At 39.8% G+C, this 15697-nt stretch carries 22 protein-coding genes; 19 read left to right on the top strand and 3 right to left on the bottom strand.

Features of this window, described 5'->3' with window-relative positions; translation table 11 throughout:
• Nucleotides 1–10 precede the first annotated feature (10 nt).
• From ELZ61_RS00755 to rpsQ, 16 genes are all read left to right on the top strand, one after another.
• The gene (locus ELZ61_RS00755; RefSeq protein ID WP_126370744.1) at nucleotides 11–826 is read left to right on the top strand and encodes a hypothetical protein; all 816 of its coding nucleotides are present in this window, start codon (nucleotides 11–13) and stop codon (nucleotides 824–826) included.
• Between the two features lie 18 nt (nucleotides 827–844).
• Nucleotides 845–2020, top strand: a complete 1176-nt coding sequence (locus tag ELZ61_RS00750; protein WP_126370742.1) for a tetratricopeptide repeat-containing glycosyltransferase — start codon at nucleotides 845–847, stop codon at nucleotides 2018–2020.
• A 3-nt stretch (nucleotides 2021–2023) separates the two neighbouring features.
• Nucleotides 2024–3031 (top strand): glycosyltransferase family 2 protein, encoded by a 1008-nt coding sequence (locus ELZ61_RS00745; RefSeq protein WP_126370740.1) that lies wholly within the window; start codon nucleotides 2024–2026, stop codon nucleotides 3029–3031.
• 314 nt (nucleotides 3032–3345) lie between these two features.
• Nucleotides 3346–4962, top strand: coding sequence for a phosphoenolpyruvate carboxykinase (ATP) (pckA, locus tag ELZ61_RS00740; protein ID WP_103855069.1), 1617 nt, complete (start codon nucleotides 3346–3348; stop codon nucleotides 4960–4962).
• A 185-nt stretch (nucleotides 4963–5147) separates the two neighbouring features.
• Nucleotides 5148–5465, top strand: coding sequence for a met regulon transcriptional regulator MetJ (gene metJ / locus ELZ61_RS00735; RefSeq protein ID WP_126370737.1), 318 nt, complete (start codon nucleotides 5148–5150; stop codon nucleotides 5463–5465).
• Between the two features lie 244 nt (nucleotides 5466–5709).
• Nucleotides 5710–6021, top strand: a complete 312-nt coding sequence (gene rpsJ / locus ELZ61_RS00730; protein ID WP_001181005.1) for a 30S ribosomal protein S10 — start codon at nucleotides 5710–5712, stop codon at nucleotides 6019–6021.
• A 16-nt stretch (nucleotides 6022–6037) separates the two neighbouring features.
• Complete coding sequence (rplC, locus tag ELZ61_RS00725) at nucleotides 6038–6667, top strand: 50S ribosomal protein L3 (RefSeq protein WP_035687403.1); 630 nt, start codon at nucleotides 6038–6040, stop codon at nucleotides 6665–6667.
• 15 nt (nucleotides 6668–6682) lie between these two features.
• Nucleotides 6683–7285, top strand: coding sequence for a 50S ribosomal protein L4 (gene rplD, locus ELZ61_RS00720; protein ID WP_103853555.1), 603 nt, complete (start codon nucleotides 6683–6685; stop codon nucleotides 7283–7285).
• Nucleotides 7282–7584 carry a 50S ribosomal protein L23 gene (rplW, locus tag ELZ61_RS00715; RefSeq protein ID WP_035687397.1) on the top strand — a complete coding sequence of 101 codons (303 nt, stop codon included), beginning with the start codon at nucleotides 7282–7284 and terminating at the stop codon, nucleotides 7582–7584. The genes rplD and rplW overlap by 4 nt, the downstream gene beginning before the upstream one ends.
• A gap of 21 nt (nucleotides 7585–7605) precedes the next feature.
• Nucleotides 7606–8427 carry a 50S ribosomal protein L2 gene (rplB, locus tag ELZ61_RS00710; RefSeq protein ID WP_103853556.1) on the top strand — a complete coding sequence of 274 codons (822 nt, stop codon included), beginning with the start codon at nucleotides 7606–7608 and terminating at the stop codon, nucleotides 8425–8427.
• A 28-nt stretch (nucleotides 8428–8455) separates the two neighbouring features.
• Entirely contained in the window at nucleotides 8456–8731 is a 276-nt protein-coding gene (rpsS, locus tag ELZ61_RS00705) for a 30S ribosomal protein S19 (protein ID WP_005539416.1), read from the top strand.
• A 10-nt stretch (nucleotides 8732–8741) separates the two neighbouring features.
• Complete coding sequence (rplV, locus tag ELZ61_RS00700; protein ID WP_017805227.1) at nucleotides 8742–9074, top strand: 50S ribosomal protein L22; 333 nt, start codon at nucleotides 8742–8744, stop codon at nucleotides 9072–9074.
• An 18-nt stretch (nucleotides 9075–9092) separates the two neighbouring features.
• Nucleotides 9093–9797 (top strand): 30S ribosomal protein S3, encoded by a 705-nt coding sequence (rpsC, locus tag ELZ61_RS00695; RefSeq protein WP_103853557.1) that lies wholly within the window; start codon nucleotides 9093–9095, stop codon nucleotides 9795–9797.
• A 13-nt stretch (nucleotides 9798–9810) separates the two neighbouring features.
• Nucleotides 9811–10221 carry a 50S ribosomal protein L16 gene (gene rplP, locus ELZ61_RS00690; protein WP_103853558.1) on the top strand — a complete coding sequence of 137 codons (411 nt, stop codon included), beginning with the start codon at nucleotides 9811–9813 and terminating at the stop codon, nucleotides 10219–10221.
• Nucleotides 10221–10412: a 50S ribosomal protein L29 gene (gene rpmC / locus ELZ61_RS00685; RefSeq protein ID WP_017805230.1), complete on the top strand. Its 192-nt coding sequence runs from the start codon at nucleotides 10221–10223 to the stop codon at nucleotides 10410–10412. The genes rplP and rpmC overlap by 1 nt, the downstream gene beginning before the upstream one ends.
• Nucleotides 10412–10666, top strand: coding sequence for a 30S ribosomal protein S17 (gene rpsQ, locus ELZ61_RS00680; protein WP_103853559.1), 255 nt, complete (start codon nucleotides 10412–10414; stop codon nucleotides 10664–10666). Before rpmC ends, rpsQ begins: the two co-directional genes overlap by 1 nt.
• A gap of 76 nt (nucleotides 10667–10742) precedes the next feature.
• Here rpsQ and ELZ61_RS00675 read toward each other — a convergent pair whose 3' ends face one another.
• Nucleotides 10743–11330, bottom strand: a complete 588-nt coding sequence (locus ELZ61_RS00675; protein ID WP_103853560.1) for a protein-methionine-sulfoxide reductase heme-binding subunit MsrQ — start codon at nucleotides 11328–11330, stop codon at nucleotides 10743–10745.
• Nucleotides 11330–12289 (bottom strand): protein-methionine-sulfoxide reductase catalytic subunit MsrP, encoded by a 960-nt coding sequence (gene msrP, locus ELZ61_RS00670; RefSeq protein ID WP_126370735.1) that lies wholly within the window; start codon nucleotides 12287–12289, stop codon nucleotides 11330–11332. Before msrP ends, ELZ61_RS00675 begins: the two co-directional genes overlap by 1 nt.
• Nucleotides 12290–12547: 258 nt before the next feature.
• On the opposite strand from msrP, the gene ELZ61_RS00665 reads away from it, so the two are divergent.
• Both ELZ61_RS00665 and ELZ61_RS00660 read left to right on the top strand, forming a co-directional pair.
• The gene (locus ELZ61_RS00665) at nucleotides 12548–13510 is read left to right on the top strand and encodes an asparaginase (RefSeq protein ID WP_277870320.1); all 963 of its coding nucleotides are present in this window, start codon (nucleotides 12548–12550) and stop codon (nucleotides 13508–13510) included.
• Nucleotides 13511–13589: 79 nt separating this feature from the next.
• Complete coding sequence (locus ELZ61_RS00660) at nucleotides 13590–13913, top strand: thioredoxin family protein (protein WP_126370730.1); 324 nt, start codon at nucleotides 13590–13592, stop codon at nucleotides 13911–13913.
• A 45-nt stretch (nucleotides 13914–13958) separates the two neighbouring features.
• On the opposite strand, the gene tal is transcribed toward ELZ61_RS00660, so the two are convergent.
• Nucleotides 13959–14912, bottom strand: coding sequence for a transaldolase (gene tal / locus ELZ61_RS00655; RefSeq protein ID WP_126370728.1), 954 nt, complete (start codon nucleotides 14910–14912; stop codon nucleotides 13959–13961).
• Between the two features lie 175 nt (nucleotides 14913–15087).
• Between tal and ELZ61_RS00650 the strand changes: the two genes are divergently transcribed.
• Nucleotides 15088–15645: a DNA-3-methyladenine glycosylase I gene (locus ELZ61_RS00650; RefSeq protein WP_126370726.1), complete on the top strand. Its 558-nt coding sequence runs from the start codon at nucleotides 15088–15090 to the stop codon at nucleotides 15643–15645.
• Nucleotides 15646–15697 lie beyond the last annotated feature (52 nt).

The raw sequence follows: 15697 nt of genomic DNA, 5'->3' as shown, positions 1-15697 counted from the left end.
GGAGGTACTCATGAATAAGTGTTCAATACTTTTAAAAAGTGGATTAATGCTGTTGATTAGCTCATCAGCATTGGCATCAACATATTCGTTGGATGATTATTATGCCGCAAAGCTAGAGGTGAGCTATAAGGGAGAGATAGGTGGGTTGGCACAAAGTTTGGCTCAGCAACTGCAAATCCCTTATTACACTTATCAAGCCGATCCGTTGCGTGTGGTGAATATTCAGCAAGATAAAACCCATTCTCTCGCTGATCTTATGCAAGCGATCAACAAGCAACTGCCAAATTCAGTGCTGTCTTTTGAGCGTATTAATGATCAAATCACACTTGTATTAGAGAAAAAGCAGCTTAATCTCAAAGATGGGAACTACATTGGCCAAGTGGTTATGACTAAATCCAATATTGCGCCAGAAACACAAAGTCAAGTCGCAAATGAAAACCACAAGGAGAGTGAGGCGACAACACGGGAGTCAGAAGACGATGTGAAAATGCGAGAACAAGCAGCGGCTAAGATCAAATCAATTCTTGAGATGAGTAAAGATGAGAAGCTCATTCAGCAATATTCAAAGCGTAAACAGCCAGAATATAAACTCAAAAGTGTGGAAGAGAAGGATAAAGTGGGGTTGGATACTATCAGAAGCACTAAAATTAGCACGTTTTTAGTGTTTAAAGATGGCGTTGATTTGAAAGACTATCAAATAAAAGGTGACTTTCAAGATTTTGCTAAACTAGGAAATGTTGCTGTTATTTTACATCGGCAGAAAAAACCGCCAATGAGTATTGCTATTATTATGCCTGATGGATATGAAACTATTTTGAAAAATTAAGATATGTGAGGAAATATAATGAAATCACTTTGTTTAGTTATGATTGTACGTAATGAATCCAAAGTCATTAAACGTTGTCTTGATAATGTGAAGGATAAAATTAACTATTGGGTAATCGTTGATACGGGATCAGAGGACAATACCAAAGAGATTATATTGGAAACACTCAAAGATATTCCAGGTGAGTTACATCAACAAGAATGGGTTAATTTTGGTTTTAATCGCTCAGAAAGTTTGCGTTTAGCAAAAGGGAAGGCAGATTATTTATTGTTATGCGATGCGGATGAGAATATTCAATTTTCTCCCCAATTCAATATTGATGAATTATCAAAAGATGCTTATTTAATCAGCTATGTTGGAGAGTTTGATTATTCTGTTCCTTATCTGATTAGAGGGGATTTAAATTGGAAATATGTTGGCGTCACTCATGAATATTTAGATTGTGATATTCGTGTAGAAAGAGAAAAGTTATCCACAATTACTATTTTTGATGCCAAAGATGGTGGGTTTAAGGCAGATAAATTTGAACGTGATATTCGTTTGTTAGAACAAGGTTTATTAGATGAACCAAATAATAGTCGCTATAAATTTTATTTGGCGAATAGTTATCGAGATGTTGAAAATTACGAAAAGGCTATAGAATGGTACTTAAAACGTATTGAAGATGGGGGCTGGGTTGAAGAAGTCACTGTTTCTTATGAAAGACTCGGAAGCTGTTATGAAAAGTTGAATAACTCCGAAAAAGCACTTTATTATTGGTTGCTGGGATACGATTATAATCCAAACCGTGCAGAATGTTTATATTATGCTATTCGTCATTTGCGTCGGCAAGGGAAATCTCGCTTAGGCTATCATTTGGGGTTAATGGCTGAGAAAATATCTTATCCAATATCGGATTTGTTATTTATTAATAAAAGTGTTTATGATTATTTGCTAGATTATGAAATGTCGATTAATTCATATTGGGTGAATGATTTTGAAAAGGGTTATCAATCATGCAAGGTTGTGTTTTTTAATTGCCGTGATGCGGCTTTGTTAGATATTACACTTAGGAACATTTTTTACTACAAAGATGTCTTTAAAAAAGATAAGCCTTACATTCGAGGTATATTAGCTAAGCGTCTTCAAGAATTATATCCAGCATCCCATGAGCTGCATGATAAAGCCAATGCGATTATTCAACTGTTAGCATAGCCTATGAAAATTATTGCGTTGGCAATCATTAAAAATGAATCAGATGTTATCGAGTCTTTTGTTCGATATAATTTGAGATTTTTTGATGAGTTGCATATTGTTGATCATCATAGCAGCGATAGCACCGCGGCTATTTTGGCGCATTTAAAAAGTGAAGGATTGCCGATATTTCTTTACTCAACGCCCCTTGTTCAGCACAAACAAGCCAGAGTGCTAACGGATTTAATGCAGTATTGCTTAATGCAAGATCCTGATATCGACTTTGCGATGTGTTTGGATGCCGATGAATTTTTGTTTTGCAATAGCCGGCAGGCTTTTGAGCAACAGTTAGGCCAGATCCCAACAACGCATGTTGGATTAATTCCTTGGCGGACGTATTTGCCCAATACGCTTAATGTTGAACCGCACTTTTTAAGAACATTTGATGAAGTGCGGTTAGACATGATTCTTATGAGCAAAGTGGTGTTTTCTCGTGAAAATGGCTTAAATGGAGCAATGAGTGCGGGCAACCATTTTTTAAACTATACTTACACTGAGAATTATCAAGAACACCATTACCCTTGTGTGATGTTTTTACCCGAGCATTTGCAGCGCTTTCGTGAAAATATTATCCACACAACAGGCGCAGAAATTTTAAGTGATGCTATGCTGATGCTGGCGCATTATCCTATTCGATCTTTGCCACAGTTATTATCAAAAACATTATGTGGCGCGTTGAGCATGGCAAGAGATAATGCAAAAAATCCTGATAAGGATCTTTATTGGCAGGTAGTTGGACAGCAGCTTTTAAATAGGAAAAATTATACGTTAGAGGATTTACGAAAAGAAGCGTTTATTTACCGTGCGATTACAGCCTACGATCCTGATTTTTCAACAATACAGGTAGAGATTGAACAGAGGAAAGCACTGATTGATACGCCATTGGCGTTGGTATATACAGACTTGATTGAAAAAAATCCACTTCGGGAGCTTTTTGATACTGCGCTCAGATTATTGCATTTCCCTAGTTGATTTTCTTGTATCAATACGTATGACTAGTGATTAATGGATAGGTTATGTTTATTATGAGAGTCGTATATAGTGTAATTGAGCATACTATCATTCCTTAGTCTTCTTTGTTCCTAATTACCCACTTAGGAATGCTATAAAAATTGTTCTATTTTAAGAGAGTATCATTTTTTGTTGATTAAAATCATAAATACTAACTATTTTTAGTGATGGATAAGTTTTTTTCTGATTTTGAGATCTACCTAACATTTTTTTTTTCGTACTTCACATAGAATACCCCTATCTTTTTTAATATTAACTTAATTGAGGTATATCTTATGACTGATGTAAAAAAACTAGTGGCAGAATTGGGTAACTTGGGTATTTATGATGTAAAAGATGTGGTGTATAACCCAAGTTATGAGCAGCTTTTCGAGGAAGAAACTAAGGAAGGTTTAGAAGGCTTTGAGAAAGGAACGGTTACCCAATCTGGTGCTGTTGCGGTGGATACAGGGATTTTCACAGGTCGTTCACCGAAAGATAAATACATCGTATTAGATGAGAAAACCAAAGACACCGTGTGGTGGACAAGCGATGCGGCGAAAAACGATAACAAGCCTATGAACCAAGCCACTTGGCAAAGTTTAAAAGAGTTAGTGACTAAACAGCTTTCAGGCAAACGTCTATTTGTGGTGGACGCATTCTGTGGTGCGAACCCAGATACTCGCTTAGCCGTGCGTATTATTACAGAAGTGGCGTGGCAAGCGCACTTTGTAACCAATATGTTTATTCGTCCGTCCGCGGCAGAATTAGAAAACTTCAAGCCTGATTTTGTGGTAATGAACGGTTCAAAAGTGACCAATCCAAATTGGAAAGAACAAGGCTTAAATTCTGAAAACTTTGTGGCGTTTAACATCACAGAAGGTATTCAATTAATCGGTGGTACTTGGTACGGCGGTGAAATGAAAAAAGGTATGTTCTCAATGATGAACTATTTCCTTCCGCTTAAAGGCATTGCATCAATGCACTGTTCTGCGAACGTGGGTGAAGATGGCGATGTTGCAGTGTTCTTCGGTTTATCTGGTACTGGTAAAACTACCCTTTCAACGGATCCAAAACGCCAATTAATTGGTGATGATGAACACGGTTGGGACGATGACGGTGTATTCAACTACGAAGGTGGTTGCTATGCGAAAACCATTAAACTTTCTGAAGAAAGTGAGCCAGATATTTATCGTGCGATTAAACGCGATGCCTTGTTAGAAAACGTGGTGGTGCGTGCAGATGGTTCAGTGGATTATGATGACGGGTCAAAAACCGAAAATACTCGTGTTTCTTACCCAATCTATCACATTGAAAACATTGTAAAACCAGTTTCTAAAGCAGGCCACGCGAAAAAAGTGATCTTCTTAACTGCTGATGCGTTCGGTGTGTTACCGCCAGTGGCAAAATTAACGCCAGAGCAAACGAAATACTACTTCTTATCTGGTTTCACCGCAAAATTAGCGGGAACAGAGCGTGGTATTACTGAACCAACGCCAACCTTCTCAGCCTGTTTTGGTGCCGCATTCTTATCACTTCACCCAACACAATACGCAGAAGTGTTAGTGAAACGTATGGAAGCCGCGGGTGCAGAAGCCTACCTTGTGAACACAGGTTGGAACGGCACAGGCAAACGTATCTCAATTAAAGATACTCGTGGCATTATTGATGCGATCTTAGATGGATCAATTGATAAAGCTGAAATGTCTGAATTACCAATCTTCAACTTAGCCATTCCAAAAGCTTTGCCAGGGGTTGATCCTGCAATTTTAGATCCGCGTGATACTTATGCAGACAAGGCACAATGGCAAGCCAAAGCGGAAGACTTAGCAAACCGCTTTGTGAAAAACTTTGAAAAATATGCGACTAATGAAGAAGGTAAAGCCTTAATCGCTGCAGGGCCAAAAGCTTAATCGTATAAAAACTACGAAAATTTACACCGCACTTATGATTTGCGTAAAACTGAAGTGCGGTGTTTTTTTTGTGGATTTTTTCAAGAGTTTCATCTGGCTGTCTAGCAGTCTTAATGTCTAGATTGTTATTTCGGCGATTTTTCTTTAGAATAAGCACAATTTTTGTGGAGATTTAAGGTGGCATTATGGCAAATTGGGACGGTAAATATATTAGCCCTTATGCAGAGCACGGTAAGAAGAGTGAGCAAGTAAAGAAGATTACGGTATCTATTCCAATTAAAGTATTGGAAATACTCACTAATGAGCGTACACGACGCCAATTAAAAAACTTACGCCACGCAACAAATAGCGAGTTACTTTGTGAAGCGTTTTTACACGCATTTACAGGGCAGCCATTGCCGACAGACTTTGATTTGCTAAAAGAACGCCACGATGAAATTCCAGAACAGGCGAAAGAAGTGATGCGTGAGTTGGGGATTAATCCAGAGGAGTGGGAATACTAAATTTCAGATTTTGCTGAGAAATTGGTTGCAATTCCTAGCTGAGCTAAGTATAATCGACAAGCTTTCTTAGAAAGCCCTTTGATGTAATCATTTATTAAAGGCGTGTTACAGATTTTGTAATACATAAAATGTTCCCGATTGGGGGACTATAATATTAGGTTACTGCACTTCCCTTTCAATGAAGTTTATGAAAGGTGATGGTGTCAGTTTTATTTTAGCTAAAAATTATTGGAGCTCTGGTCTAATGCAGAACCAAAGAATCCGTATCCGCTTAAAAGCCTTTGATCATCGTTTGATCGATCAATCTACAGCGGAGATCGTAGAAACAGCTAAACGTACTGGCGCACAAGTTCGTGGTCCAATTCCTTTACCAACGCGTAAAGAACGTTTTACCGTGTTGATTTCTCCACACGTTAATAAAGACGCTCGTGACCAATACGAAATTCGTACACACAAACGTTTAGTAGATATCGTAGAACCAACAGAAAAAACTGTTGATGCATTAATGCGTTTAGATTTGGCTGCCGGCGTTGACGTGCAGATCAGCCTAGGTTAATTAAGAGGTTATGACAATGATTGGTTTAGTCGGTCGTAAAGTTGGTATGACTCGTATCTTCAATGAAGATGGTGTGTCTGTACCAGTTACTGTTATCGAAATCCAAGCAAACCGTGTAACTCAAGTTAAAACTCTTGAAAACGATGGCTATACTGCAATTCAAGTTACTACTGGTTCTAAAAAAGCGAGCCGTGTAACTAAGCCTGAAGCAGGCCATTTCGTGAAAGCAGGTGTTGAAGCTGGTCGCGGTTTATGGGAATTTCGTACAACTGAAGGTGAAGAATTCACTTTAGGTCAAGAAATTAATGTTGACATCTTTGCAGATGTTAAAAAAGTTGATGTTACTGGTACATCTAAAGGTAAAGGTTTCCAAGGTGGTGTTAAACGTTGGAATTTCCGTACTCAAGATGCAAGCCACGGTAACTCTTTATCACATCGTGTACTTGGTTCTATTGGTCAAAACCAAACTCCAGGTCGTGTGTTTAAAGGTAAAAAAATGGCTGGACACTTAGGTGCTGAGCGTGTAACCGTTCAATCACTTGAAGTTGTTCGTGTAGATGCTGAGCGTAATTTATTATTAGTTAAAGGTTCTGTACCTGGTGCAACTAATAGTGATGTTATCGTTAAACCAGCAGTTAAAGCATAAGTCTAGGAGATAGAGATGGAATTACAAGTTGTAGGTGCAAACGCACTAACTGTTTCTGAAACTACCTTCGGACGTGAGTTTAATGAAGCGTTAATCCACCAAGTAGTTGTTGCTTATGCAGCAGGTGCTCGTCAAGGTTCTCGCGCACAAAAAACTCGTGCTGAAGTGTCTGGTTCAGGTAAAAAACCTTGGCGTCAAAAAGGTACAGGTCGCGCTCGCGCTGGTGATGTGAAATCACCAATTTGGCGTTCAGGTGGTGTAACTTTCGCAGCAAAACCACAAGATCACAGCCAAAAAGTGAACAAAAAAATGTACCGTGGTGCAATCAAAAGCATTCTATCTGAGCTTGTTCGCCAAGATCGTTTAGTGGTTGTTGAAAAATTCGAAATCGATGCACCAAAAACTAAAGCCTTAGTTCAAAAATTAAAAGATATGGCGTTAACTGACGCTCTTATCATCACTGCAAACTTAGATGAGAATCTATTCTTAGCAGCACGTAACTTATACAAAGTAGATGTACGTGATGTTCAAGGTATTGATCCAGTAAGTTTAATCGCTTTTGATAAAGTGGTTTTAACTGTTGATGCAGTGAAACAAATTGAGGAGATGTTAGCATGATTCAACAAGAACGTTTGCTAAAAGTGTTAAAAGCACCTCACGTCTCTGAGAAAGCAACAAATAACGCTGAGAAGTCAAACACCATCGTTTTCAAAGTCGCTTTAGATGCCAACAAAGCAGAGATTGCAAAAGCTGTTGCAGAATTATTTGAAGTGAAAGTAGATTCTGTTCGTACTGTTGTAGTTAAAGGTAAAACTAAACGTCGTGGTACGAAGATGGGACATCGCAGTGACTGGAAAAAAGCTTATGTAACTCTTCAAGAAGGTCAATCACTTGACTTCGTTGAAGGTGCAGAGTAATTACGGAGGAGAAAGAAATAAATGGCTATCGTAAAATGTAAGCCGACCTCCGCTGGTCGTCGTCACGTTGTTAAAATCGTAAACCCTGAATTACATAAAGGGAAACCTTACGCACCATTATTAGATAGCAAATCTAAAACTGGTGGTCGTAATAATTTAGGACGTATTACTACTCGCCATATCGGTGGTGGTCATAAACAACATTACCGTTTAATCGATTTCAAACGTAACAAGTTAGATATCCCAGCGGTTGTTGAGCGTCTTGAATATGATCCAAATCGCAGTGCAAATATTGCTTTAGTGCTTTATAAAGATGGTGAACGCCGTTATATCTTAGCACCTAAAGGTTTAAGCGCAGGCGATCAAATCCAAGCAGGCGTAAACGCACCTATTAAAGTTGGTAACTCATTACCAATGCGTAATATCCCTGTTGGTTCAACTGTACATAACGTTGAATTAAAACCAGGTAAAGGCGGACAACTTGCACGTTCTGCTGGTGCTTATGTACAAATTATTGCTCGTGAAGGTAACTATGTAACTTTACGTCTTCGCTCAGGTGAAATGCGTAAAGTATTAGCTGAATGTTCTGCAACCATCGGTGAAGTGGGCAATTCAGAGCATATGCTTCGCGTTCTTGGTAAAGCTGGTGCTAACCGCTGGAGAGGCGTTCGCCCAACAGTTCGTGGTACAGCAATGAACCCTGTTGATCACCCTCACGGTGGTGGTGAAGGTCGTAACTTCGGTAAACACCCAGTTACTCCTTGGGGCGTTCAAACCAAAGGTAAGAAAACTCGCCATAACAAACGTACTGATAAATACATTGTACGTCGTCGTGGTAAATAATTTTTTAATCAATTAAAGAGGATAAGCCATGCCACGTTCTCTCAAGAAAGGTCCTTTCCTTGACCTACACTTGTTGAAGAAGGTAGAGAAGGCGGTGGAAAGCGGGGATAAAAAACCAATTAAAACTTGGTCCCGTCGTTCAATGATCATTCCTTCAATGATCGGATTGACCATCGCAGTCCATAATGGTCGTCAGCACGTTCCAGTTTATGTATCGGACGAAATGATTGGTCATAAACTCGGTGAATTTGCACCGACTCGTACTTACCGCGGACACGCTGCGGATAAGAAAGCTAAGAAGTAAGGGGTAAAAGATGGAAACTATAGCTAAACATCGTTACGCTCGCACTTCAGCGCAAAAAGCTCGCTTAGTTGCGGATTTAATCCGTGGCAAAAAAGTAGATCAAGCGTTAGAAATTTTAACTTTCACTAACAAAAAAGCGGCATCGCTAGTTAAGAAAGTGCTTGAGTCTGCAATCGCTAATGCTGAGCATAATGATGGTGCAGATATCGATGATCTTAAAGTGACTAAGATTTTCGTAGATGAAGGTCCTAGTATGAAACGTGTTATGCCACGTGCTAAAGGTCGTGCAGATCGTATTTTAAAACGTACAAGCCACATCACAGTGGTTGTGTCAGATCGTTAATTTAGTAGAGGAATAGCAATGGGTCAAAAAGTCCATCCAAATGGTATTCGCCTAGGTATTGTTAAGCCTTGGAGCTCTACTTGGTTTGCGAATACACAAGATTTCGCATCTAACTTAGATGGTGATTTCAAAGTGCGTCAATTCTTAAATAAAGAATTAGCGAATGCTTCCGTTTCACGCATCACTATTGAGCGTCCAGCGAAAAGTATTCGTGTAACAATTCACACAGCTCGTCCAGGTATCGTAATCGGTAAAAAAGGCGAAGATGTTGAAAAATTACGTAACGCTGTTGCGGCAATCGCAGGTGTTCCAGCACAAATCAACATCGCTGAAGTGAAAAAACCTGAATTAGATGCAAAATTAGTTGCTGATAGCATCGCTTCACAACTTGAACGCCGTGTAATGTTCCGCCGTGCAATGAAACGTGCAGTACAAAACGCAATGCGTTTAGGTGCTAAAGGTATCAAAGTTGAAGTAAGCGGTCGTTTAGGTGGTGCAGAGATTGCTCGTTCAGAGTGGTATCGTGAAGGTCGTGTACCATTACATACACTGCGTGCGGACATCGATTATAACACTGCAGAAGCTCACACAACATACGGCGTAATCGGCGTTAAAGTGTGGATCTTCAAAGGTGAGATTCTTGGTGGAATGGCTGCAATTGAACAACAACCAGAACAACAACCTACCACGCCTAAAAAGCCACGTGGTAAAGGTCGTAAGTAAGGAGAATTGCTAAATGTTGCAACCAAAACGTACAAAATTCCGTAAAGTCCAAAAAGGTCGTAACCGTGGAATTGCAGGTGGTACAGAAGTTAGCTTCGGTACCTTCGGTTTGAAAGCAGTTGGTCGTGGTCGTTTAACCGCTCGCCAAATTGAGGCAGCACGTCGTGCGATGACTCGTGCGATTAAACGTCAAGGTAAAATCTGGATCCGTGTATTCCCAGATAAACCAATTACTGAAAAACCATTAGAAGTCCGTATGGGTAAAGGTAAAGGTAACGTTGAATACTGGGTAGCTTTAATCCAGCCGGGTAAAGTACTTTATGAAATGGATGGTGTGTCTGAAGAATTAGCAAGAAACGCATTTGCACTTGCAGCAGCGAAATTGCCAATCAAGACCACATTCGTAACTAAAACGGTGATGTAATGAAAGCTCAAGAACTACGTACAAAAACTGTTGAAGAGCTGAATGCTGAATTGGTTAACTTGTTAGGTGAGCAATTCAAATTGCGTATGCAAGCAGCCACCGGTCAGCTTCAACAAACCCATCAGTTAAAACAAGTGCGTCGCAGTATTGCACAAGTGAAAACTGTATTAACCGAGAAGGCGGGTGAGTAATGACTGATAATATTCGTACCGTGCAAGGTCGTGTAATTAGCGACAAAATGGATAAATCATTCACAGTTGCGATCGAACGCAAAGTGAAACACCCACTTTATGGTAAGTTTATCCGCCGCACAACAAAATTACACGTGCACGATGAAAACAACGAAGCGAAATTAGGTGATGTAGTAGAAGTTCGCGAATGTCGCCCAATTTCAAAAACTAAGTCTTGGACTTTAGTTCGCGTTGTAGAAAAAGCAGTAATCTAATTTATTAGTTATCGCTTTAAATAAAACAATAGCCAATGGTGTATGCCATTGGCTTTTTTGTTGCATTATGATTTATTCAACGTTTATGGCTTTTTAAATATTTCCACACTTTCAATATCAGAAGCAGGATTGCTGTAAGCAAGTAAATCCATGCCCCTAATTGAAAACTTTTTGATGACCAAACATAATGCACGGAGGCAAAAAATAGGGCGATATAACTGAGTTGATGTAAGGGAAAAACAGTTCTTTGTAAATAACGTTTTATAGCTGGCAGCATGATCACCGAAGTAAAAATGAAGATTAAAAAAGCTAATGCACCGAATAGAAGATAAGGGCGTAAGATTAACTCTTCAATAAATAGAGAAGTGTCTAAGCCTAATTCAAGATAAAAATAGGCAATAATATGTAAACTCGCCCATACCATTGCCCATAGCCCTAAAATAGGGTGATAGGTTTTTAATTTATGCCATTTGAATAGCCCTATCGCCTCTCTGAAGAGAAAAACACCTAGAAATAGGCTAAGTGCCATCCATCCTAAAAAGTGAATTAATTCTTTAATCGGATCGGCCCCAAAATATTGTCCTTGGTTGATAATGAGTTCATGACCTAGCCATATAAAAGGGGCGCCAGCAGTAAAATGCAGTAAGAAACGTGCTGATTTCATTAGTAATTAACCGTTAAATCTAATCCTTGGTACAGTGAGGCAACTTCATCATAACCATTAAACAGCAAGGTGGGTTGTCGCTTCACATTGAATAATCCGCCTGCACCAATAACACGTTCACTGGCTTGTGACCATCGAGGGTGAGGCACATTTGGGTTCACGTTGGCATAAAAGCCATATTCATGCGGCGCAAGTTGTTGCCAAGTATTGAGCGGACGAGTTTCGGTTAAACGAATTTTTACAATCGACTTTATGCTTTTAAATCCATATTTCCAAGGAACGACTAGACGTATTGGAGCACCATTTTGAGGCGTTAGCTTTTTGCCATAAAGTCCAACGGAGAGCAGCGTGAGTGGGTGCATTGCTTCAGCAATCGTTAAACCTTCCCGATAAGGGTAATTAATTCCACCTCCCCAGAAGAAATTTTTTTGCCCCGGCATTTGCTCTGGATCATAGAGCGTTTCAAACTCAACATATTTCGCTCGACTGGTTGGTCTAACTTCGCGTAAGAGAGCATTTAATTCAAAACCAATCCAAGGAATAACCATTGCCCACGCCTCTACACAACGGAAACGATAAATTCTTTCTTGCAAGGGATAACGTGTATAAAGATCCTGTAAATCCAAGATTAATGGTTTTTCAACTTCACCAGAAATTTCTACTTGCCAAGGAGCGGTTTTTAATGTGTGTGCATATTGAGCGGGAGAGCCCTTGTCTATGCCAAATTCATAGAAGTTATTATAACCAGTTACTTTATCTTCTGGCGTTAAGGATAATGCGGTGTTTAAGCTGTCTTTTTTGAAGAGAAGTAAATTCTCTTGAGGCATAGGATCTGCTTGTGAAATTTGCGGTAATAGAGACATTCCACCTATCGCGCCAAGTCCAGCAATCAGTTTGCGTCGATGATAGAAAATTTCTTCCGGCGTAACATCGTTCTCGGTTAATTTGTGTCTGCGCATAATGAACTCCTTGTATAAAAAATATTTCTTTGTTTGAAATATGGACAAGGCGGTAAAACAGAAGTTCCAGCTTCAGAAAAGACTTTTAACAGGTTTAACCTCTCCTCCTACTCTGACTAAACTTCGCAGTGCTTGGCTGATTAACTAAAAATAATGAAAATTTCTACCGCACTTTAGTGTGATTGAAGGCTTGTAACAAATTTTTTGTGAATAGCTATGCTAAAATAACGCAATTAAAACAGAATAGAAGAACGAAAAATAATGAAAAAACTCCTTGTTCTCCACACGGGTGGAACAATTTCAATGCACGCGGACAGTCAAGGGAAAGTGGCGCCAAATGCCACTAATCCTATGACCAAAGTCGGGTTTGATTTGCATAATGTTGAAGTGGAATCGGTGGATTTTCTCAATCTTCCTAGTCCGCATATTCGCCTTGAGCATATGTTGGCGTTGAGCCAGAAAATTAAACAAGACGGAGCAAATTATGATGGTGTCGTGATTACGCACGGTACGGATACGCTGGAAGAAACCGCCTATTTTCTAGATACAATGCAGCTGCCGAAAATGCCGATTGTGATCACGGGCGCAATGCGTTCCAATAATGAACTTGGCAGTGATGGCATTTATAATTACCTTTCTGCCTTGCGCGTGGCAAGTTTTGAGAAAAGTGCCGATAAAGGCGTGTTAGTGGTGATGAATGATGAAATTCACGCTGCGAAGTATGTGACCAAAACTCATACCACCAACGTTTCCACCTTCCAAACGCCAACACACGGGCCTTTGGGCGTGATTATGAAAAAAGACATTCTGTTTTTCAAAACTGCCGAGCCGCGTGTGCGTTTTGACTTAGAAACGGTGAGTGGCAATGTGCAAATCATCAAAGCTTATGCTGGAATGGACAGTTGGTTGCTTGATCAATTAGATCTGCAACAGTTAGACGGCCTGATTATTGAAGCACTTGGCGCAGGAAATATTCCACCGCAAGCGGAAAGAGGATTACAACGGCTGCTTGCACACAACATTCCCGTTGCCTTGGTTTCTCGTTGTTTTAACGGCATCGCAGAGCCTGTTTATGGTTATGACGGCGGTGGTGCAAGTTTGCAAGAGCAAGGCGTGATGTTTGTGAAAGAACTCAATGCGCCAAAAGCACGCTTAAAATTGTTGATCGCCCTTAATGCCGGATTACAAGGCGAGGCGCTAAAAAGTTATATGGAAGGATAAAGAAAAAATTCCTAAAATTTGCACCGCACTTTATTGTGAGGAAACTTTTTTAAGAAACTACTTTCATTAGGTTGAAACAATGAAAATCGCAACGACATTAAAGGAAATTGAACAACATATTAATGAAAATCCTTTTGCTTTGTTGCTTATCAAAGCGCCAAACTGTGGCGTGTGTACTGCCGTAGCGCAGCAGCTTGAAGCACTTTTGCCGACTTATCCAACACTTTCTGCAATGCAAGCAAATATTGCGGATATTCCTGAAATGGCGAGTTATTTCCACGCACTTACCGCCCCAGTGGTACTTATTTTCTATGAACAAAAAGAAGTGGAGCGCTTCGCCCGCTTTGTACCATTACAAGAATTAAAAGTGCGGTTGGATTTTTGGCAGAATTTGCACGCATAGCAAAAGCCCCATTGATTTTTGGGGCTTTGTTTTATCAGATTTCGATTAGAACTTCGCCAATAGCATCGCTTCTAATTTCTCTTGGTCGATGGCGAATTTGCGGATACCTTCAGCCAGTTTTTCGACAGCCATTGGATCGCTGTTGTGCTGCCAATAGAACTCGCTTTCAGTAAGCGGTTGTGGCTTGGCTTTCACTTCACCCGTGTAGTCTAATTTACGCACAAGTGCGGTGTTATTTTCTTGCAATTCTTTTAATAATGCAGGGGCGATGGTTAAACGGTCGCAACCAGCCAGCTCAGTAATTTCGCCTACGTTACGGAAACTTGCGCCCATTACCACGGTTTGATAGCCGTGTTGTTTGTAATAGTTGTAAATTTTCGTCACTGAAATTACACCTGGATCTTCTGCTGGTGCGTAGTCTTTTTTGTCGCTATTAGCTTTGTACCAATCAAGAATACGCCCCACAAATGGGGAAATTAAATACACGCCAGCCTCTGCGCAAGCACGCGCTTGAGCCTCAGAGAATAACAGGGTTAGGTTACAGTTAATACCTTCTTTTTCAAGGATTTCTGCTGCACGGATACCCTGCCAAGTAGAGGCGATTTTAATTAAAATACGATCATTAGATACACCTGCTTCATTATAAAGTGCGATTAATTTACGCGCTTTTTCAACGGTCGCTTGGGTGTCGTAAGAAAGACGTGCGTCCACTTCGGTAGAAATGCGTCCTGGGACAATTTTAAGAATTTCTAAACCGATGTTTACCGCTAATTTATCTTCTGCATCAATAAGTTGCTGTGCTTTATCGGTACTTTTGCTTTTGGCATAAGCAATGGCTTCATCAATTAATGGTGCATATTGAGGCAAAGCAGAGGCGCTTAAAATGAGTGATGGGTTGGTGGTGGCGTCTTGTGGTTGGTAGGTTTTAATGGCTTCAATATCCCCTGTATCTGCCACAACCACGGTCATTTCGCGTAATGCTTCTAATTGTGTTGTCATAGTTACCTCTCATTTGATTGTTAGTTAAGTTCGCATACAATATCACATCTTAGCGATGCACATATAGCTATTTTAGCTTTGGTATTGATAGGTAGATTCTAAATTAAATTTGGCGCGGTAGAAAACCTTAGAGAAATAAAATCTGTGATCAGGATCACAATATAAGGAAAACAAAATGAAAACACGTTGTAGTTGGGCGGAAGGCTCAGCGATTTATCAAGATTACCACGATAATGAATGGGGCAAGCCAGAATATAACAGTTTGAAATTATTTGAGAAAATTTGTCTAGAAGGGCAACAAGCAGGGCTTTCTTGGATCACGGTATTAAAAAAGCGGGAAAATTATCGCCAAGCCTTTCATCATTTTGATCCCGTCAAAATTGCTCAAATGAACGAGCAAGATATTGACGCGTTAATGCAAAATGCGGGATTAATTCGTCATCGTGCAAAATTAGAAGCTATTGTGAAAAACGCCAAAGCCTATTTAGCGATGGAAAAGTGCGGTGAAAATTTTAGCGATTTTATTTGGGCGTTTGTGAATCATCAACCACAAATGAATGATGTGCCGGATTTATCTGTCATTCCTGCCAAAACAGACACTTCAAAACAACTGTCAAAAGCCTTGAAGAAAAAAGGTTTTGTTTTTGTGGGCGAAACCACCTGCTATGCCTTTATGCAATCAATGGGCTTGGTGAATGATCATCTCAACACCTGTTTTTGTAAGCATAAATAAAATGCTTTTTGAGCGGTTTTTCTTTATAATCGGGTTAATTTCTACACCTGAA

Origin of the sequence: Avibacterium volantium (assembly GCF_900635775.1) — a bacterium.
Lineage (GTDB): Bacteria > Pseudomonadota > Gammaproteobacteria > Enterobacterales > Pasteurellaceae > Avibacterium > Avibacterium volantium.
This window is presented reverse-complemented; position numbering and strand designations above follow the sequence as displayed.